We start from the raw sequence: 21,208 nt of genomic DNA, 5'->3' as shown, positions 1-21,208 counted from the left end.
CAATACTCTCGGTTACTGAGAGTCATGAATCAAAAGAGGCGACATCTATCCTGACACGGGGGGAATGTGATTTACCAAACTTTAATGTCCACCGACAACAACAAAACGGGCAACAGTCCAGACTACTCCACCGTCACAGACTTGGCCAGGTTACGAGGCTGATCGACATCCGTTCCCTTGATAATGGCTACGTAGTAGGACAACAGTTGCAGAGGTACAGTGTAGAGAATGGGAGCAACGACTTCCGGTGCTGTCTCTAATGGCAATACCTTAATTCCGTCGCCTGCCACCAGACGGGCATGGCGGTCTGCAAAGACAAACAGCTGGCCACCTCTGGCGCGTACTTCTTCCATATTGGATTTCAGCTTTTCCAACAGGTCGTTGTTGGGTGCCACCACAATTACGGGCATATCGTTATCAATCAGAGCCAATGGACCGTGTTTCAATTCACCCGCCGCATAGGCTTCTGCATGGATGTAGGAGATTTCTTTCAGCTTCAGCGCACCTTCCATGGCAATCGGGTATTGAGTGCCGCGCCCCAGGAAAAGGCTGTGATGTTTGTCGGCAAAATCTTCAGCGACCGCTTCAATTTCACTGCTCATTTCCAGCGTACTGCTGATGATATGAGGCAATTCTCTCAGGGCTTTGACGACTTCAGCCTCCTGTTCTTCGGTCATTCCGGTGTGGCGACCAATGGCCGTTACCAGCATCAGCAGGGCGGCCAGCTGAGTCGTGAAGGCTTTGGTTGAGGCGACGCCGATCTCAGCTCCGGCCCGGGTCATCAAGGCCATATCAGATTCACGAACCATGGACGAACCCGGAACATTACAAATACTCAGGGAAGCCATGTAACCCATCTCTTTAGCCAGTTTCAGAGCTGCCAGAGTATCGGCCGTTTCTCCTGACTGGGAAAGTGTGACGAACAGACAGTCTTCAGGCACAAAGAATTTGCGATAGCGGAACTCTGAGGCAATTTCTACACGACAGGGGATTCCGGCCAGCTCCTCAAACCAGTAACGGGCTACCATGCCGGCATGGTAACTGGTGCCACAGGCAACAATCTGGATAGCTTTGGTTTTATTGAGGAGTTCGATACCGTTTTTACCCAGTATGTCGAGGTTCAACTTTGTCTCACCCAGTCGGCCTTCCAGTGTGTTGGCAATGGCATCGGGTTGCTCATGAATTTCTTTGAGCATGTAGTGCCGGTATGGCCCCTTGTCACCGGCATCGTGCTCAAGATTACTTTCTCTGGCGGCACGGGTAATGCTTTTGCCATCCGTATCAAAGACAGACACCTCTGTACGGGTCACTTCAGCCACATCACCTTCTTCCAGGAAAATAAAACGACGAGTCACCGGAAACAGCGCCAACTGATCGGAGGCAATGAAGTTTTCACCCAGTCCCAGACCAATGACCAGTGGGCTGCCAGAACGGGCAACCACCAGCCGCTCCGGGTCTTTGCGATCCATAACGACCATGCCATAAGCACCTTCCAGCCGGGGCACAGCTGCCTGAACGGCGGCGATCAGGCTGTCAGTACTTTTCAGTTCGTGGCTGACCAGATGGGCAATAACTTCTGTGTCTGTGTCAGAGACAAAGGTGTAGCCCTCTTGCTCCAGATAGTTCCTCAGTAACTCGTGGTTCTCAATAATACCGTTATGAACCACAGCGATATCTTCGCCAGAGACATGGGGATGAGCGTTGCGCTCATTGGGCTCTCCATGGGTCGCCCAGCGTGTATGCGCAATACCTGTGCCACCAGGCACCTGAGACTCATTGATCGCTTCGCTCAATTCGGAGACCTTTCCGGTTCTGCGAAGTCGTTGAAGTTCACCACTGGCAGCGATGATGGCGACACCTGCAGAGTCATATCCGCGATATTCCAGACGACGTAAACCTTCTAACAGAATGGGCGCCACATCCCTCTGCGCTACAGCACCGACAATGCCACACATAATTTTCTACCTTTGATTTGTGTTCTGCCTGATATTCAGTTCTTTTTGGTGGGACGCTGCCAGCCGTCAATGTTTTTCTGACGACTCCGGGCTACCCCAAGTTGGTCTTCGTCCAGGTTCCGGGTAATCACTGAACCCGCCGCTGTAGTGGCACCTTTACCAACAGTAACCGGTGCAACCAGTGAACTGTTGGTACCGATGAAAGCATTATTTTCAATGACGGTTTTGTGTTTGTTAATCCCATCATAGTTACAGGTCACGGTACCCGCTCCGACGTTGACACCCGCACCTATTTCAGCGTCGCCTATATAGGTCAGATGATTGACCTTGCTGCCCTCACCGATGGATGCCTTTTTGATTTCGACAAAGTTGCCCACTTTGGCATTTTCTGCCAGTTGAGTACCCGGACGCAGTCGTGCAAAAGGACCTACTTCACAGTGAGCGGCTACCTCTGCATCCTCAAGAATCGAGTGCGCTTTGATGACAGCACCTTCACCAATTCTGGAATTGCGGATGATACAGCCAGCCTCAATGACTACGTTATCGGCAATCTCGACTTCTCCTTCCAGAATCACGTTGACATCCAGCAGGATATCCTTGCCGGTTTTGACATCACCACGAATATCCAGCCGGGCAGGGTCAATAATGGTGACACCGCCGGTCATCATGGCGTTAGCCAGCTGTTGCTGGAAAGCCCGCTCCAGTTCTGTCAGCTGAACCCGGCTGTTGACTCCCTCGACTTCGGTAGCCTTTTGCGGTTGAACGTGCACCACGGGGGTCTCTTCAGACACGGCTTTAGACACGACATCCGTCAAATAATATTCCTGCTGGGCATTGTTGTTATCCAGTCCCATGACCCACTCACCCAGCTTGCTGCCGGGAATGGCCATGATACCGGTGTTCACCTCGTTTATAGCCAGCTGTTCAGGCGTTGCGTCTTTATCTTCAACAATAGCCAGCACACTGCCAGTATCATCCCGGACAATACGACCATAGCCTGATGGGTTAGCCAGATTGATGGTCAGCAGACCCAGACGCTCACCGTTACTGGCGGCCAGCAGGGATTGCAGCGTAGAGGAATGTATCAGCGGCACATCACCATAGAGCACCAGCACGACATCAGCACCTTCGCAACCTGGTACAACCTGCTGAACAGCATGACCTGTCCCAAGCTGCTCTGTTTGCTCAACCCAATTCAGGTCATAGTGTCCCAGGGCACTTTTTACCTTGTCTGCACCGTGACCAATCACGACATGAATTTCACCCTTGCCAATCACTTGCTGGGTTTGCAGGGCACTGAGAATGACATGCTCCAGCATCGGTTTACCGGCAATGGGATGAAGAACCTTGGGAAGGTTAGATTTCATACGGCTGCCTTGACCAGCAGCAAGAATGACGATATCAGCTCTCATGATTAGCTCTTAACAATAGTCTCTTGATCATTCAGAGTTCTCTCTGCGTTACCTGCCGGGGAAAAAATAAAAAGCAAAAAACCACGGCAAAACGACATGGTTCACCGCCCCCGGAAAAATCTTTGAATCTCTTAGCCTGAGCTCATTACTTTTCAATGAACGCATGAAGACAGCAGTCAGGGCAAATAACAGCAGGAAACATCAGAAACAGGTGCCCTTTTCCTACAACCCATGTCATAAGAAAAAGTGACACTTTTCTGCGGTATTCAATTTAGCTTATCCTATACAGACTGAAACACAACTGTGTTTGTCATTGGAAAATTGACAATATGAACCTGGACACATTGAAACAGCTGGGGCTCGACCAGAAGGAAATCAAGCTTTATCTGGCCCTGTTGAAGCTGGGAACCGCCTCTATCCGTGATATTGCGGCCGAAGCGGATATTAATCGCGGCACCACTTATGAGACCCTGAAAGGCCTGGCGGGTAAGGGTATTGTCAGTTACTTCCCGAAAGGAAAAAGACGGGTTTTCTGTGCAGAGCCTCCTGAAAAGCTGCTGGATCTGGCAGAAGAGAGAAAGCAGTCTCTGGAACAGAGCATTGAAGAGATGAAACAAAAGCTGATCCCGCAACTGAATCAGCTTAAACCTGACTTCAATACCGGAAACGTCCGCTTTTATGAGGGAGACAGCGGTATCGAGTTCGTTCTTAAGGATATACTGAACACGGTCGCCAAAAAAAATGATAAAAACTACTCCATTTTCTCATCCAAACCGATCCGGCAGCATCTCTATCGCCCATTTCCAAACTATACCCAGCAGCGTATCCGCAAGGGTATTAATGTCCGGGTCATTGCCATTGGTGAAGGTGGCGAGGATGCCGAGCTTTCTGAGCGCAAATGGATCAATGCCACCGGTAAAATTGATGCCAGCTATATTGCTATTTACCCCCCAAAAGTCGCCATGATCTCCCTGGCCTCGATGGACTACCCCGTTGCTGTTGTGATCGATTCTATTGAGATCGCCAACACTCAGCAAATCATCTTTGATACGCTGTGGAACACTTTGTAAAGGTATGGAAAACATTAATATCTGGGCTTCTGTATGGCAGTTCCACTGCCTGTTAGTCTACCTGACAGCCCTGTCAGTGTAATTCTCCACCCCATCTGGAAGAATCCTTATGATGCTCACGAAACCCTGCTCACCAGCGGGGTCATATATCAAGGAGGAATGACTATGATAACATCGGGAGAAATTTTAAAAGGGATCTGTATTCTTACATCCAGACTCGCCGGTGTGCCCGGCAGAGTTATTGGCCATTTTGGTGGACGCGCTGTGGGTGCCGTGGGTGGTTCTGCTATCGTTGGCGGAGCCAAGCTCTCCAACACGTTGTTCAGAACAGCTTTTGAGCCCCAGTCTGTCAATCAATACTCTGAAGAATCGGCTGAGCGCGCCAGAGTATTGGGTGGTTTCGCCTCCAAGACAATCGTTGCCCTTTCTACGGGCCCGATGCTGGCTATACCCACTGCTCTGGGCATTGTTTTTGATCTGGAGAATACAATTAAGGCAATAACGCGTTGCAGCGAACATCAGGCTTTCCTGCGCGGCTTTCCTGGCTGGCATACCAGCCGTAGGTGAGGATGTGCATCCATTGGCGACTTAAACCAGAGCCTGGATGAATTGTTAACAAACCATCAGTAGCCACACGGTTGCTGATGGTTTTTTATGGAACACGGACTGGAACAACGAGAATCAGTCTCCCGACAGCACAGAGTCCAGAGCCAACACAATCATTTCGTTCAAGGATATCTGCCTGTCCTCGGGAGACATGGCCTCACCCTTGCGAATGTGATCGCTGACAGTGCAGATAGCCAGACCTTTGGCACCGTACTCAGCACATACGCCATAAAGGCCTGCGGTTTCCATTTCAACACCCAGAATGCCGTGCTTTTCCATGATGTCGAATATATGTGTCTCCGGGCTGTAGAAAAGATCCGAAGTGAAAATGTTGCCTACTTTTACCGGCATTTTTTTGTCACGGGCACTCTTAACCGCATTCTCCAGCAGGCCAAAGTCTGCAATAGCTGCAAAGTCATGGTTATTAAAGCGGATACGGTTCACCTTGGAATCGGTGCACGCCCCCATACCAATCACTATGTCGCGCAGCTTCACATCGGCAGAGATAGCACCACAGGAACCAATACGAATCAGCTTGTCTACACCGTACTCAGTAATCAGTTCCTTGTAGTAGATGGAGGCCGAAGGAATGCCCATCCCGGAACCCATCACGGATACACGACGACCTTTATATGCTCCGGTGTAACCAAACATATTACGGACGTCGTTTACCAGTTCAGCACCTTCCAGAAAGTTCTCGGCAATATACCTGGCACGCAGTGGGTCACCGGGCATCAGGCAGACGTCGGCAAAAGCACCGGGTTTGGCATGAATATGAGGGGTCATTTTATTCCTCTTGAGGGCTTTTCAAAAAGCGGGCCATGGGGCAGCAGGGTAGCTGTTAACAGTCAGCTCTGTTTATGGCAGAAAGCTGGTCCCGTAATCCATGGACTCCAGATCAAAGAAACTGGCCAGACTCTGACCGATATCTGCGAAGGTTTCCCGTTCACCCAGAGAAACCGGTGGAACCTTTTTGCCATAGACCAGTACCGGTATGTGTTCCCTGGTATGGTCGGTACCGTGCCAGGTGGGATCGCAGCCATGGTCAGCACTGATGATCAGCACATCGTCTTTTTGCATGGCGTTGAGCAGTCTCGGTATCATAGCGTCCAGCTCCTCCAGAGCCCGGGCATAACCCGCCACATCACGACGATGGCCAAAGGATGAATCAAAATCGACGAAGTTGGTGAAGATCAGGGAGCGATCTCCGGCTGACTCCAGCGCCTGCATAGTGGTTTCAAACAAAGCAGGAATGCCGGTCGCTTTCAAGGTTCTGGTAATGCCCTGATGGGCGAAGATATCCGCTATCTTTCCGACACTGACCACTTCGCCACCGCTGCCCACCAGCTTATCCAGCAGCGTGGGAGCCGGAGGCAGAACCGAGTAGTCCCGACGATTTCCTGTTCTCTGGAAGTCACCGGCATCATCACCTGTGAAGGGACGGGCAATGACACGGCCAATATTGTAAGGGTCGAGCAGCTCACGGGCGATTTTGCAGACTTCATAGAGTCTTTCCAGACCAAAAGTCTCTTCATGGCAGGCAATCTGAAAAACGCTGTCAGTCGATGTATAAACAATAGGCTTGCCAGTGCGCATGTGTTCTTCACCAAGAATTTCCAGAATGGTAGTTCCTGAGGCGTGACAATTACCAATAACACCGGGCAGGCTGGCTTTCTCGACCAGTTGATCCAGCAGCGCCTGTGGAAAGCTGTTTTCCACGTCTTTGAAGTAGCCCCAGTCAAACAACACCGGAGCGCCCATCATTTCCCAATGGCCACTGGGAGTATCCTTGCCACTGGAAATTTCCCTGGCGTAACCGTGGGCACCGATCAGCTTTACATTGGTGTTCATGCCAGCGGGAAAAGCTCCTGAGGAATCTTTAGCCGCGTGCAACAGACCAAGACTGGCCAGCATTGGCAATTCAAGTATACCCCGTCGACCAATGTCTGCCTCGCCCTGTGCGCAGGTCCTGGCGATGTGGCCAATCGTATTGGAGCCTGCATCACCAAACTGATCGGCATCAGCACTGGCGCCAATCCCGAACGAATCCATCACCAGGACAATTGCTCGTTTCATATGAGATACCTTACCAACTCCTTGCGAGTCCCCTAATTATTACTCAGAAAGATACAGAGCAGCACAGTGATTAGTACCTAATCCATTGAAGGTCAGGAAATTAACTGAGCTGTATGCACTTTCATACGCTACTGCAATTCGGGGACTACTCTATCAGGACATTCAGAAACTTCGGAAGGCACTGGAGCAAAACAACCACAGTCATTTGACAATCCCCCTCCTCGTGACTCACGCAGAAATGGGTGTCATGAGGTGCATCATGAGGAGCACGAAGCCCTGCGCTCCCGGTAACTTCCAGAAAACCGAGTTGGCTGGACGATCAGGCCGGGGCCGCCTGTCGGTTAAAATTGAGCACTGCTGCGATTCGTAGACTACTTTATCAGGGGCATCCATAAATTAAAGAAGGCAGATGTTGATGAGTAACTCCATTTCTCGATTTCCCGGAACAGGAAAACAATCGGTACATTTCCGTCCTGACAGGGCTAGTCAGTGGGTTGCTGCTGTCCTTGGCCTCATCACTATGGCCTGCCCATGTTCAAAACTGCTGGCAGACAGTCCTCTACCAACGCCGGGGGGGGAGATATCTGTTGGCCATAAAACGACAAAAGATTCCAGCTTGCTGGACAACTACATTAACCATTACTCAATTTTGGGGGAAGTCCCTCCAGCTGCTCTCAGCACGGATATGACCCATCTTGTCTTTGCCATGAACTATGAAAATGAGCAAGACGAAAAAAAAGATGAGAACTCGTTAGAGCCGGAGGCAGCTGCAGCACCACAACAGCAGTCATTAATCGAGATTGCACTCCCGCTAATGAGCCCTTCCCAAGTTTCCAACATTATTCAAGGTATGAATACAGGCCTTAATGTCAACACCGTGAACGTTATGCTGGAGGGCATCCCGGAGACCCCTCCCGTTCACGGCCAGACAATTGCGAACATGATTCAGCATTTGATAGAAACACTCAGTATAAATGTCAACGAAGTCCAGAATGGTTTGATTAGCGCTCTGTATGATATCCATGGCAGCGAATCTCCTGTTGATTTAACCAAACCACAACAGCAACAGAGCCTCGCGATGTTGATAGTGAGTTACTATACAGCCCTTAATTCAAATGGAACATCTCCTCAAACCACTCAGGCTTTTTTTAGCTCATTTTTGCTTCACGCTGTCGGCTTGTCCTGTATCGGGAGACTCCATGCCAAAAAAGAAGACCTTTTAGGTTCAAAAGAACCCATAGAGGATTCCGAAGTTTTAAAAGCAAATGTTAAAGAATCCGGCTCAGTCTTTTCTACCCTTAAATTATTGGAAGAAGCGCGCCGTGATTTTTTGCTACAGCTCGATAATTACGCAGAGGTTGAAAAAACTGACGCACTTCTTGATCCAAAGCTCACAGCCGCTACCAGTCTACTCAACTATCGTGTTGATAAGAACGGGATACCGCTTTATAAACGTAATAAAAAATCACACGAGCGAATGTTGAAACTAATAGGGGTACATGGTGAAAGCAACCCTGAGCTGGTTGCCTGGAACAGTCAGTTTATGACTTTGATTCATGCTATAAGCATGCTTCTTGATCCTTTCGTTATCCAATTCACAGGTTCGCATGTTAACAACCTGTCGCATTATTTTTCTGCACTAAATTGGGATCATCTTATTACTGACTCTGAAGGCAAAGAGCGGAGCATATTTGAAGTATTCAAAGAGGTAGTAGGCGACGCAAAAGATAACCCCGGAAATGAAAGGCCTGAATTATTTAAAAAATTACTTCACGCCCTGCGAGAATACATAGAAAAGCAATTACAAAAAACGTTCACTGAAAATGATTACAAAGTCGTAATGGTAACTCTCGGCACAGGATTTGCCGACCTTCTGGAACAATCAAATGATATGTTGGAAATATTTGATAAGCAGATTGATGGAGCCAAAGATGACAAGGCAGCAGAAGGACAAGAAGGACAGAAGCTCAGCGAAGTAGAGAAGAAGAGGAAACATTTGGGGCAAAGGATTAACTACTTGCAAGATTTCGTCATTTGGCTCAGATCTAACTATGATTTTGACATGACGTTGCCTTATGACTCTCACAGCAATAACTCCCACGTTGGAGACTCTGAGAGTAATGATGCTGACAGAAGTAGTAATGATGCCGACGGAAGCAGTAATGATGCTGACGGAAGCAGTAATGATGCTGACGGAAGCAGTAATGATGCTGATAAAAGTAGTAATGGTGATGAAAGAGGCAGTCTTGAAGGAAGTTAAGCTCTAATCCTCATACTGACCGAGTGCCACCAGGCTTCCCAGCGTTCTGCCAGCTCCGAAGTGGCTGCGGTTTCGGTCGGTAAATTTCTGCCATGCCAGTGGCAATGGCTTGTTGTTTTTCAGCATTTTTGCTAATCGCCTCACCCACGGAATTCCAGCCTGCGGCCTGGCCGCCTTGTCTTATGCAAAAGTCTTGATGAACAGCCATTGAATCACAAAGCCCTATGTCTTCATAATTCCTTGTATCTGCAAAACGGAGCTGGCTGTTCAGTATTGGACTATCGTACCCTTGAAATTGTGCACTGCTGCTATCCGTGGACTATTTTGTCAGAGCATACATTATCTGAAGAAGAAAAATGTTGATGGTTAACTCGATTTCGCGATTACCTGAAACGGCAAAACAATCGACAATTTTCCGTCGTGACAAGGCTAATCAGTCGGTTGCTGCTTCCATTGGCCTCATCATTATGGTCTTCTCCTATTCAAAACTGATGGCAGAAAATACTTTATCAACGACAGTGGAGGAGAGATTTTTTGAAGATAAAAGCACAAAATCGTCTGGCTTTCTGGATCACCTGATTAACCATAATGCCTACATGGGAAGAACCACTCCCTTTGTTCTCAATCCAAATTCGACCCATCTTATCTTTGCCATGAACCATGAAAATGAACGAGACCAAAAAAAGGATGAGCATTCAGAAGAATCAGAAGGAGCCGGAGCACAGCAACCACAGCCTTTAATGCACATTCCGCTCCCGCTAATGAACCATGCACAAATTACTACTATGATTCAGGTCCTGAATTCAGACCTTGATGAAGACTCCCTGCCTCCCCTGAACACTATGTTGAGCTACGTACCGGTAACACTCCCCAATGAGAACCTGACCCTTGCAAGCATGATTCAAAAAATCACACAAACACTCAACATTTTGCCTAACTATAACCAGGATGAGGTAATAAATGCTCTATATTCTATCCAGAGCACCCAATCTCCTGTTGACATAACCAAACTACAACAACAACAGAGCCTCGCGATGTTGATGGTCGCTTACTATACGGCCATCAATTCAAGTGGAGCTAACCGTCAGGAAGCTCGTGTTTTTTTTAACTCATTCCTGCTTCACGCTGCTTGCTTGTCTGGTATTGAGAGACTTTATACCAAAAAAGATGACCTTTTAGGCACAAAAAAACCCATAGAAGATCACGAAGTCTTAAACGGGAATATTAAAGAATCTGCTTCAGTCTTCACTGCTCTGAAATCACTGGAAAAAATGCGCCTTGCGTTTTCGCAAGAATTGGAGGATTCCTTAGAAGCTGATGAACCCGGGACATCAGTTAATCCACTGCTGATAGCCGCTTTCTCACTGCTCAATCATGCAGTTAATATAAATGAAATGTTTATCTGTGAGCGTAATATAAGATCGTATAAACGAATGTTAAGGCTGATAAGAGAATATGATAAAAAAAAACCTGAATTAATTACCTCGAATAATCAAATCCTGTGTTTCATTCATGCCATAAGCCTGACTCTTGATCCTTTCGATATACAATCTGCAAGTGAGTATGTTGACAGCCTGACGAGTTTTCTCAGTAACTCTAATAGGAATCAAACCATTACTGAGTCTGCAGGCAAAGAAGGCAAAGAGCAGACATTGTTTAAAATATTCAAAAAGGTACTATCCGACGCAAAAGACAACCCGGGGAATGAAAACCCCGCATTATTTAAAGACTTGCTTCTGGTCGTAGCAGAATACATATCGCAACAATCACAAAATACCTTTATTGATCCAAATGATTACCAGGCCATGATGGTAACCCTCGGAACAGGATTTGAGGACCTGCTGGAACAATCACACAAGATGTTGCTATTTTTTGAGGCAACTATTGTCACCGATGCCAATGAACAGGCTAATGCAGCCAAATATAACGGGGCAGCAAAGGCACAAAAGGGAAATGAACTCTGCGAAGAAGAGAAGAAGTTAAAACACCTGAAAGAACGGATAAATTACTTGGATAATTTCGTTGATTGGTTCAGGCTTAACTATGATTTTATCATGAAGACCCCTTATAGCTCTGACAGTAGTGATACTGACAGTAGTGATACTGAAATTCTTGATACTGAAAGTAGTGATGCCGACAGAGCAAGTCTTGACGGCGTTTAATTTTTTATTCATCTTCCCTGCTTTCAGACCGAGTGCCACCATCAGGTTTCCCGGAGAACGTTCGACTCGGAAGCGGTATTGGTTTCAGGCGGTCATTCCATGCTCAGGCACAAACCTATATTGAAGACGGCGTGACCGGATCTGACCTGTTCGTAAAATTGAGTACTGCTGCAATCCATGGACTACTTTATCAGGGCACTTATAAAATAGAGAAGGCCGATGTTGATGAGTCACTCCGTTTCTCGATTACCTGAGACAGTAAAGCGATTGATACTTTTCCGTCGTAACAACACCAATCAGTGGGTTGCAGCTACCCTCAGCCTCGTCGCTATGGCTTGCCCCTGTTCAAAATTGCTGGCAGGAAATCCTTTTTCTACACCGGTGGAGGAGAAATTTATTATAGGAAAAATGACAAAAGAGTCTGGCTTCCTGGAGGATTTGATTAACCATAATACTTATATAGGGAAAAACCCTCCTTCTGCTCTCAGCCCGAATACAACTCATCTTATCTTCGCCATGAATCATGAAAATCAGCAAGGTGAAAAAATGGATGAGGATTCAGAAGCATCGGAGGGAGCTGGAGCACAACAACCGCAGCATTTAATGCAGATACCTCTCCCACCAATGACCCTTGCAGAAGTCGCTACTATTATCGAGGGCTTGAATACAGGCTTTAATCAAGCCACCCTAAACACTATGTTGAGCTATGTTCCGGCGACCCCTCCCAATGGGGACCTGACAATTCTAATTATGTTGCAGCAATTGATAAAAACTCTCAACATTACGGTTCAGGATAACCAGAATGTCATGGTAACTGTTCTATCTTCTATCCAGGGTACCACATCACCTGTCGATATCACCAAACCACAAGATCGACGGAGACTCGCGACGTTGATGCTGGCTTACTATACAGCTATCCATTCAAATGGAGCATCCCCTCGAGCAGCTAATGTTTTTTTTAACTCATTCCTGCTTCACGCCACTCAGTTGTCTGGTATCGAAAGACTTGATGCCAAAAAAGGTGATCTATTAGGTACAGATGAGCCAATAGAAGCTCACGAAATTTTAAAAGCCAAACTCAAAGAGTCTGCTTCAATCTTCTCTGCACTGGTGGCGCTGGAAGAGATGCGCTTTGATTTTTTGGAACAAATGGAGAACCCTCTGGAAGCTGATAGATTCGGAACATCAGCCGACGATTTACAGCTAATAGCTGCTTCCAGTCTACTCAACTATGACGTTAATGAGAACGAAGAATCACTTTATGAGTGCCATATAAATTCAGCAGAACGAATGTTGATATTAATAAAGGAATATGGTGAAAATAAACCTGAACTGGTTGCCTTGAATAGTCAGTTCATTAATTTGCTTAATGCCATAAGACTGACTCTTGATCCTTTCACTTTACAATCTGCAACTGCACTTATTCACAATATATCGAGTTATCTTAGTAAATCAAAGTCGTATCAAACCTCTACTGAGGTTAGAGGCATAATGAGCAAAGAACAGAAATTATTTGAAATATTCAGAAATATATTAACCGACGCAAAAGACAATCCGGGCAATGAGAATCCTGAATTATTTAAAGAATTGTTTGTAGCCATAAAAAAATACATATCACATCAATTGAAAAACATGTTTGCTGATGAAAATGATTACCAAGTCATAATGGTAACCCTCGGCACAGGATTTGCGGACCTGCTGGGTCATGCACGCATGAAGCTGTCAATGCTTGAGCCAACTATTGACACCAATGCCAATGAACAGGCTGATGATGCCGTGCATAGAGGAGCAGCAAAGGGGAAAAAAGGCATAGAGCTCAACAAAGATGGGAAGACGAGAAAACACCTGAAAGAACGCATAGATTACTTTATTGATTTTGTCGATTGGTTCAGGTTTTACTACGACTTTGCCATGAAGAATCCTTATGATTCTGATACCAGTGACTCTCAAAGCGATGACTCTGAAATCAAGATTTTGAGAGTGGTAACGCCTCACTAGAAGCCTGACCGAGAATAGCGCCCGTCTGGGCGACCCCGTCTGGGCGACCCCGTCTAGGCGACCCCGTCTCGGCGACCCCTTAGCGAGGTCAGCAGAAAATTGAGGATGAAGGTGCAGGAACCAGATCAACGCAGGAGCAGTTGCCACGTTCCGGGGAAGGTACTTAAAATTTGGCGCAGAAGCGATCCTTAGACTACTTTTTCAAGTCATTAATAAACTGGTGAAATCAGATGTTGATGAGCAACTCAATTTCTCGATTACCTGGATCAGCAAAGCGATCGATTTTTTTCCACCCTGACAAGACTAATCACTCAATTACCGCGTTCCTGGGCCTCATCATTATGACTTGCTCCTGTTCAAAACTGCTGGCAGAAAGTACATTATTAACGACAGTAGACGACAGATTTATCGAAGACAAAACAACAAAATCCTTTGGCTTCCTGGATGACTTGATTAACCATAATGCTTACATAGGAAAAATCCCTCCATCTGTTCTAAATCCGAATTCGACCCAGCTTATCTTTGCCATGAACTATGCAAATGAGCGAGCCGAAGGAATGGATGAGCATTCAGAAGAATTAGAGGGGGCTGTAGCGTCGCAGCCGCAGCCTTTAATGCATATTCCCCTTCCGCCCATGACCCATGCTCAAATTACTGCCATTATCGAAGGTTTAAATGAAGGCCTTGAAGAAGGCACTCTGAACACTATCTTGAGCTACGTCCCGACAACCCTCCCCAATGAGAGTCTGACCATTGTAAGCATGATTCGGCAAGTGATAAAAAGCCTCAATGTAATAATGACCGACGACCAGAATGTGATGATAAAAGTTCTGACTCACATCCTGGGTACCGAATCTTCTGTCGATATCACCAAACCAGAAGATCAAAAGAGTCTCGCGATGTTGTTGGTGAGTTACTATACTGCCATCCATTCAAATGGGGCATCTCCTCAGGCGGCTTATTTCTTCTTTTACTCATTCCTGCTTCACGCCGCTGGCTTGTCTGGTATAAGAAGTCTCCATGCCAGAATAGGTGACCTTTTAGGTGCAGAAAAACCAATACTGGGCCACAAAGCTTTACAAGAAAATGCTAAAGAATCTGCCAAGTTCCTGGTTGGCCTGGAGGTGCTGGATGAAATGCACCTTCAGTTTTTGCAACATATGAAGGATCTCTCAGAAGCTGAAATATCCTGGACATCAGTCGATTCAGTGCTAATAGCCGCGTCCACTTTGCTGAACTATGACGTTAATAAGATCGAAATCCCCATTTATTGGCGTAATGTCAAATCAGCCAGACGCATGTACAGTCTGGTAAAAGAATATTACAAAAAAAGACCTGAATTAGTTGCCTCAAATAGCCAATTTGTGAGTCTCATTGATGCCATAAACCTGATTCTTGATCCTTTCCTTATACAATCCTCATATGAACATGTTGGCAAGATTTCGAGTTATTTTAGTCAATCAAACTGGGGGCAAACCATTACTGATTCCAGAGGCAAAGAACAGGAATTATTTCAAATATTCGAAAAAGTATTAGCCGACGCAAAAAACAACCCGGAAAATCAAAGTCCTGATTTATTTCAAGAATTGCTTCTGGCCATTGAAAAATACATGGCGCAACAATTACAAAAAACGTTCGTGGATCAAAATGATTACCTGGTTATATTGGCAACCCTCTGCACAGGATTTGAAGATCTACTGGAACAGTCAGACAAGATACTGGAATTTCTTGAGGCGACTATTGTCATCAATGCCAATCAGCAGACTAATGAAGCTAAGTATGACAAAGCACTAAAGAGACAAGAAGAACTCAGCAAACAAGAGTGGCAGAGAAAACACCTGAAAGAAAGGATATTATTCTTACAGGATTTCGTTGAGTTGCTCTGGTCTAAATATGAATCTGTTATCATTACTCCCAATGACTACGACAGCAGTGACTACGAAAATAATAACTATAGCAATATTGACTATGCCAGTATTGACTACGGCAGTAGTGACTCTGAAAGCAGTGATACTGAAAACAGTCACGCTGAAAATAGTGATACCGACATTGAGGCTTCTGAAAGAAATGATGCTGAAAGTAGTGATGCTAACTTAGGTGATGATGAAAGTAGTGATGCTGACAGAAGCGGTCTTGAGAGACTTGACGGATTTTATTTTTAATTTTCTTCCTGTTCTTTAAAACCGATTGCTACCAGAAGCCTTCCCAGCAAATTGCCGGCTCCCAGGTGCAGGTGGTATAGATCCGTTCCTGCCTCATAAGCTCAGTGGCAATCGTCAGGTGTCCTGCGGCGTCCCGGCCCGTGAGTTTAAATCCTACGCTCTCTTTGCCACTGTCACAAATCGCTTCCAGTATGATGCAGACAGATTAAGGTTTGACATTCACAGGCACTCAAATTGAGTACTGCTGCAATCCATAGACTACTTTATCAGGGCATTCATTACCCAAAGAAGGCAGAGGTTGATGAGTAACTCCACTTCTCGATTACCCAAAACAACAAAACAATCGATATTCTTCCATCGTGGCAGGGCCTATCGGTCGGTTGTTGCTTGCCTTGGCCTTATCTTTATGGTCTACCCCTATTCAAAACTGCTGGCAGTACATACTTTATTGACACCAGTGGATGAGAGATTTGTTAGAGAAAAAACGACAAAAGCGTCAAATTACCTGAACGATTTGATTAACCATAACGCTTATTTAGGAAGCACCACTCCTTTTTTTCTCAATCCGGATACCACCCAACTCATCTTTGCAATGAACCATGAAAATGAGCAAGTCGAAATAACGGATGAGCATTCAGAAGAATCGGAGGGGGCTGGAGCACTGCAGCCGCAGCCTATAATGGAAATTCCGCTGCCACCAATGACCCATGCACAAATTACCGACATAATCCAAACGTTGAATACAAGCACTGAAGAACGCAGGCAAATCATGAACGCTATGTTGAGCTACCTACCGATAACACCTCCCAATGAGAGCCTGACCGTTGCAGACATGATTGAGCACGTGACAAAAGCTCTCGGTGTTGTGACGGACCATAAGCAGGATGACATAATAGAAGTTCTATATTCTATCCAGGGCACTCAATCACCTGTCGATATTACCAAGCCAGTAGACAAATTCAGGCTCGCGATATTGTTGGTGACTTATTATACCGCCATCAATTCAAATGCAGTTTCCCCTAAAGTGGCTAACATTTTTTTTAACTCATTCCTGCTTCACGCTGCCGCCCTGTCTGGTATCGAGAAACTCGATGCCATAAAAGGTGATCTTTTAGGTATAAAAGAACCCATAAAAGATTACGAAGTTTTAAAAGCAAATGTTAAAGAGTCAGCTTCGATCTTCATTGGCAAGGGAGTGCTGGAAGGAATGCGCTTTGATTTTTTGCAACAATTGAAAGATAACTCAAAAATTGTAGAATTCGAGACACCAGCCAGTTACCGGCTATTAGTTGCTTCTACTCTGCTCAACTATGGCATGATTGATAACGGAATGCCGGTTTATCAGCGTAATATGATATCAGCTATCCGGATGTTAAGACTGATCGTAGAATATGGTGAAAAAAAACCCGAATTAGTTGCCTCTAATAGTCAGTTCATCAATTTTATTAATGCCATAAGCCTGATGCTTGATCCTTACGTTATACAATCTGCAAGTGAATGTATTAACAACATGACGGATTATTTCTACCAGTCAAACTGGGATCAAACCATTACCGACAATGAAGGCAAAGAACAACAATTATTTGAAATATTCAAAAAGATCCTAAGCGACGCTAAAGACAACCCGGGAAATGAAAATCCTGAATTATTTCAAGAATTGCTTCTGGCCATAGAAAAATACATAGAACAAAAATTACCAAAAACGTTTACTGATCAAAATGATTACCAGGTCATAATGGTAACGCTCTGCACAGGATTTGACCACCTTCTGGTACAATCAAACAGAATGCTGACATGCCTTGAGTGCAATATTTTCATCAATGCTAATCGGCATAATGATGAATGCAACCATGGCAAGGCAGCAACAGAACAAAAAGAGAGGCAAAAGAAACACCTGGAAGAGCGGATATCATACTTGCGAGATTTCGTCGATATGCTCAGGTCTAAGTATGATTTTGCTATGAAGACCCCTCATAACTCTGAAAGCAATGACTCTGACAGCAATGATTCTGACAGTGATGACTCTGACAGTAATGATTCTCACATCAGTGAATCTGACAGAAGTGACTCTGGCAGAACTGACTCTGGCATAAGTGTCCCGGGTAGTAGCGACTCTGAAAGTTGTGATGCGGTCATGGATGACCCTGAAAGTAGTGATGCTGAGAGAGGTGCTCTTGAAAGTCTTGACGAAGTTTATTTTTAATCTTCTTCTCTGTTCTTTCAGACCAAGTGCTAATGGCCTTATGGACTGCAGCTTCCAGCATTATGCAGGTAGATTGTGGTGTAGCATTAAAAAGTGCTCAAGTTGGCCAATGCTGCATTCCGTGGACTACTTTATCAGGGAATTTATAAGTTAGAGAAAGCAGATGTTAACAAGTAACTTCATTTCTGAATTTCCTGAAACAGCAAAAAAACCGATACTTTTCCATCGTGACAGGGCCAAACGGTCGGTTGCTGCTTGTCTTAGCTTTATCATTATGGTTAGCCCTTATTCAAAACTGATGGCAGCACATACTTTATTCACACCCGTGGATGAGAGATTTATTGAAGAAAAAACGACAAAAACCTCTAATTACCTGAACGATTTGATTAACCATAATGCTTATTTAGGAAAAACCTCTCCTTTTTTTCTCAACTCGAATACAACCGAACTCATCTTCGCAATGAACCATGAAAATGAGCAAGTCGAAAAAATGGCTGAGCATTCAGAAGAATCCGAGGGAGCTGGGGCACAGCAACCGCAGCCTTTGATGGAAATTCCGCTGCCACCAATGAACCATGCACAAATTACCGCCATTATCCATGAATTGAATACAGGCATTGATGAAGACATCTTAAACACTATGTTGAGCTACGTCCCATTAGCCCCCCCCAATGAAAGCCTCACAATCTTAAGCATGCTTCAGCAATTGATAAAAACTCACCACATTGTGGTTGACTTCGTACAGCTTGAAATGTTGGCAATTCTAACCAAAATCCATAATACCGAATCATTCGTCGATATGACCAAACCAAAAGATCAACAGTGCTTAGCGGTGCTGATATTGAGTTACTATACAGCCATTAGCTCCCCCCCTCCTGGGGGCCATTTCTTTTTTGGCTCATTCCTGCTTCATGCCATCGGCTTATCTGGTATAGAGGTCATAAAAGATGACATTTTAGGCGAAAAAGAACCCATAGAAAATCACGGTTGTTTAAAAGCAAATGTTAAAGAAGCTAATTCGGTCTTCTCTGGTCTGAAATTATTGGGAGAAATGCGTCTTAATTTTTTGCGGCAATTGAATCAACTCTCAAAAGCTGATCAATCCGAGGAACCAGTCAATTTATTGCTAATAGCCGCTACTACCCTACTCAACGATGGCATTAATCGTAACAAAATACCGTTTTATCGACGTAATATAAAATCAGCTAAACGAATATTAAACCTGACAAATGAATATGGTGAAAAAAAAACCGGATTAGTTGTCTCGAATGATCAGTCCATCAGTTTTATTCACTCCATAAGCCTGATTCTAGACTCTTTCGTTAAAAAATTCTCAGTTCTTGAGTATCTCGTTAGACAATTCTCAAATGCAAATATTGATAGCATATCGATTTACTTTGGCAAACTAGACTTGGGTCGAACCATTACTGACTCTGAAGACAAAGAAGATAAAGAAGATAAAGAAGATAAAGAAGATAAAGAAGATAAATTATTTGAAATTTTCCAAAAAATATTAATCGGTGCAAAAGATAACCCAAAAAATGAAAACCCTGAATTATTTCAAGAATTGCTTCTAGCCTTAGAAAATTACATAGAACACCAATTACAAAAAAAATTAGTTAATCAAAATGATTATCGCGGCATTTTGATAAACCTCTACACAGAATTTAATAACCTGCTGAAACAATCACACAAGATGCTGGAATTTCTTTCAGCGAGCATTATCATCCATGCAAATCAGCAGGCTGATGTAGTCAAACATGACAAGGCAGCGAATGAACAAGAAGTAAAAGAGCCCAGCAATGACAAAAGGCAGAGAAAACTTCTGGAAGAACGCATATTATACTTGCAAGATTTCATCGATTTGCTCAGCTCTAAATATAATTTTGCTATGGAGACACCTATTAACTCTGACAGTAGTGACTCCGATAGCAGTGACTCCGATAGCAGTGACTCCGATAGCAGTGACTCCGATAGCAGTGACTCTGACAGCAGTGACTCCGATAGCAGTGACTCTGACAGCAGTGACTCTGGCAGAAGCGGCTCTCGCAGAAGCGGCTCTGGCAGAAGCGGCTCTGGCAGAAGTGACTCTGAAAGCAGTGACTCTGACAGTAATGGATTCTGGCAGTAGCGATGCTGATATAGGGTAGTCTTGGCGAAACTTATTTTTAGACTTATTCCCGTTCTTTCAGACCGAGGGTCACCAGCAGACTTCCAAGCAAACTGCTGGCTCCGAAGCGGTAGTGGTTTCGGTCGATCCATTCCTTCCCCATAATGTCAACGGCAATAGCCAGGTGCTCTGCAGCGTCCTGTGCAGTTCGGATGCCGCCCGCAGGTTTAAACCCTACGTTCTGTTTGCCACTGTCACGAATGGCTTCCAGCATGATACGGGCAGATTCAGGTGTAGCATTGACAGGCACTTTGCCAGTAGAGGTTTTGATGAAATCAGCACCGGCTTCAATGCAGATCTCACTGCCTCGACGAATCAGGGCTGGGTCCTTCAGTTTGCCGCTCTCAATAATCACCTTGAGTATCACTTTGTCTGCACAGACTTCTTTGCAGCGGCGAACCAGCTCAGCTCCAATGGCTTCATCACCGTTCATAAAGGCGCTATAAGGGAAAACAACATCCACTTCATCCGCACCATAAGCGACAGCTGCCCTAGTTTCAGTGACTGCCAGTTCAATATCATCACTGCCTTCTGGAAAGTTGCTGACAGTGGCAACCGTTACATCGTTCAGACCCAGCTCTTTCAGCGTCTTTTTGGCGATGGGAACAAATCTTGGGTAAACACAGACTGCCGCAGTATTGCCTGCAGGTGTTTTAGCTGTGTGGCAAAGATCAATAATCACTTCCGGCGTATCGTTATCGTTCAGGGAAGTAAGATCCATCAATTGCAGAGCCTGACGACTGATAGCAGTGAGATCGGTCAAGGTTCGGTCCTCTGGCTAAAGAGTTTTGGAGGTGACAAAAAAGAATAGAAAAGTGCCTGAATGGAGCCTGTCGTCAGTCGTAGTTTATCTTCAATTCCCTTAAGAACACCACCGAACCATGTGGGAAAAGCTGTCAAAAACAAAAAACCCCCTACACCAAAGACGCAGAGGTTTTTTTGCTGATCATCCACCTGAGTTTGCAGCGTGGACTGCACACTCGACACTTCGTGCAAGAGTTTCTGTACTGCGGGAACAGGCAACAGTGCAGTACACGACTCCTCATAACCTGAGGTTGCTCGAAGTGAAAATTATTTTAGAGAATTCCTGCCAACAGATACAGCAAGTATTTTTGGACGAGCATTCGGCTTTTT

14 protein-coding genes are annotated in these 21,208 nt (G+C 45.3%); 9 read left to right on the top strand and 5 right to left on the bottom strand.

Going from position 1 to position 21,208, the window contains the following annotated elements; genetic code table 11:
• Positions 1-122 precede the first annotated feature (122 nt).
• Together glmS and glmU are read right to left on the bottom strand one after the other, a co-directional pair.
• Positions 123-1,955, bottom strand: a complete 1,833-nt coding sequence (gene glmS / locus ACO6V5_RS20135; protein ID WP_422411270.1) for a glutamine--fructose-6-phosphate transaminase (isomerizing) — start codon at positions 1,953-1,955, stop codon at positions 123-125.
• 35 nt (positions 1,956-1,990) lie between these two features.
• On the bottom strand, positions 1,991-3,367 hold the full coding sequence (gene glmU, locus ACO6V5_RS20130; protein ID WP_422135998.1) for a bifunctional UDP-N-acetylglucosamine diphosphorylase/glucosamine-1-phosphate N-acetyltransferase GlmU: 1,377 nt from the start codon (positions 3,365-3,367) through the stop codon (positions 1,991-1,993).
• 329 nt (positions 3,368-3,696) lie between these two features.
• On the opposite strand from glmU, the gene ACO6V5_RS20125 reads away from it, so the two are divergent.
• Together ACO6V5_RS20125 and ACO6V5_RS20120 are read left to right on the top strand one after the other, a co-directional pair.
• Positions 3,697-4,437 (top strand): TrmB family transcriptional regulator, encoded by a 741-nt coding sequence (locus ACO6V5_RS20125; RefSeq protein ID WP_422135999.1) that lies wholly within the window; start codon positions 3,697-3,699, stop codon positions 4,435-4,437.
• 165 nt (positions 4,438-4,602) lie between these two features.
• The gene (locus ACO6V5_RS20120) at positions 4,603-5,004 is read left to right on the top strand and encodes a hypothetical protein (protein ID WP_422136000.1); all 402 of its coding nucleotides are present in this window, start codon (positions 4,603-4,605) and stop codon (positions 5,002-5,004) included.
• Positions 5,005-5,118: 114 nt separating this feature from the next.
• Here the strand turns inward: ACO6V5_RS20120 and deoD are convergent, their stop codons facing one another.
• Together deoD and ACO6V5_RS20110 are read right to left on the bottom strand one after the other, a co-directional pair.
• On the bottom strand, positions 5,119-5,829 hold the full coding sequence (gene deoD / locus ACO6V5_RS20115; protein ID WP_422411267.1) for a purine-nucleoside phosphorylase: 711 nt from the start codon (positions 5,827-5,829) through the stop codon (positions 5,119-5,121).
• Between the two features lie 72 nt (positions 5,830-5,901).
• Entirely contained in the window at positions 5,902-7,119 is a 1,218-nt protein-coding gene (locus tag ACO6V5_RS20110) for a phosphopentomutase (RefSeq protein WP_422136002.1), read from the bottom strand.
• A gap of 415 nt (positions 7,120-7,534) precedes the next feature.
• Here ACO6V5_RS20110 and ACO6V5_RS20105 point away from each other — a divergent pair, with 415 nt between their 5' ends.
• The 7 genes from ACO6V5_RS20105 to ACO6V5_RS20075 all read left to right on the top strand — a co-directional run bounded on the left by ACO6V5_RS20105 (position 7,535) and on the right by ACO6V5_RS20075 (position 20,035).
• Positions 7,535-9,379 carry a hypothetical protein gene (locus tag ACO6V5_RS20105; protein ID WP_422411264.1) on the top strand — a complete coding sequence of 615 codons (1,845 nt, stop codon included), beginning with the start codon at positions 7,535-7,537 and terminating at the stop codon, positions 9,377-9,379.
• Positions 9,380-10,032: 653 nt separating this feature from the next.
• Entirely contained in the window at positions 10,033-11,541 is a 1,509-nt protein-coding gene (locus ACO6V5_RS20100) for a hypothetical protein (RefSeq protein WP_422492144.1), read from the top strand.
• 32 nt (positions 11,542-11,573) lie between these two features.
• Positions 11,574-11,795, top strand: a complete 222-nt coding sequence (locus ACO6V5_RS20095) for a hypothetical protein (protein WP_422136005.1) — start codon at positions 11,574-11,576, stop codon at positions 11,793-11,795.
• Complete coding sequence (locus tag ACO6V5_RS20090) at positions 11,761-13,539, top strand: hypothetical protein (RefSeq protein ID WP_422442031.1); 1,779 nt, start codon at positions 11,761-11,763, stop codon at positions 13,537-13,539. The genes ACO6V5_RS20095 and ACO6V5_RS20090 overlap by 35 nt, the downstream gene beginning before the upstream one ends.
• Before the next feature lie 341 nt (positions 13,540-13,880).
• Positions 13,881-15,701: a hypothetical protein gene (locus ACO6V5_RS20085; protein ID WP_422411258.1), complete on the top strand. Its 1,821-nt coding sequence runs from the start codon at positions 13,881-13,883 to the stop codon at positions 15,699-15,701.
• Between the two features lie 301 nt (positions 15,702-16,002).
• On the top strand, positions 16,003-17,904 hold the full coding sequence (locus tag ACO6V5_RS20080) for a hypothetical protein (RefSeq protein WP_422411256.1): 1,902 nt from the start codon (positions 16,003-16,005) through the stop codon (positions 17,902-17,904).
• A 163-nt stretch (positions 17,905-18,067) separates the two neighbouring features.
• Positions 18,068-20,035: a hypothetical protein gene (locus ACO6V5_RS20075; RefSeq protein ID WP_422411254.1), complete on the top strand. Its 1,968-nt coding sequence runs from the start codon at positions 18,068-18,070 to the stop codon at positions 20,033-20,035.
• Between the two features lie 43 nt (positions 20,036-20,078).
• On the opposite strand, the gene deoC is transcribed toward ACO6V5_RS20075, so the two are convergent.
• Complete coding sequence (deoC, locus tag ACO6V5_RS20070; protein WP_422411252.1) at positions 20,079-20,837, bottom strand: deoxyribose-phosphate aldolase; 759 nt, start codon at positions 20,835-20,837, stop codon at positions 20,079-20,081.
• Positions 20,838-21,208 lie beyond the last annotated feature (371 nt).

This window comes from Endozoicomonas sp. ALD068 (assembly GCF_049310145.1).
Lineage (GTDB): Bacteria > Pseudomonadota > Gammaproteobacteria > Pseudomonadales > Endozoicomonadaceae > Endozoicomonas_A.
Note: the sequence above shows the minus strand (reverse complement) of the source record. Positions and strands in the feature narration are given on the sequence as shown.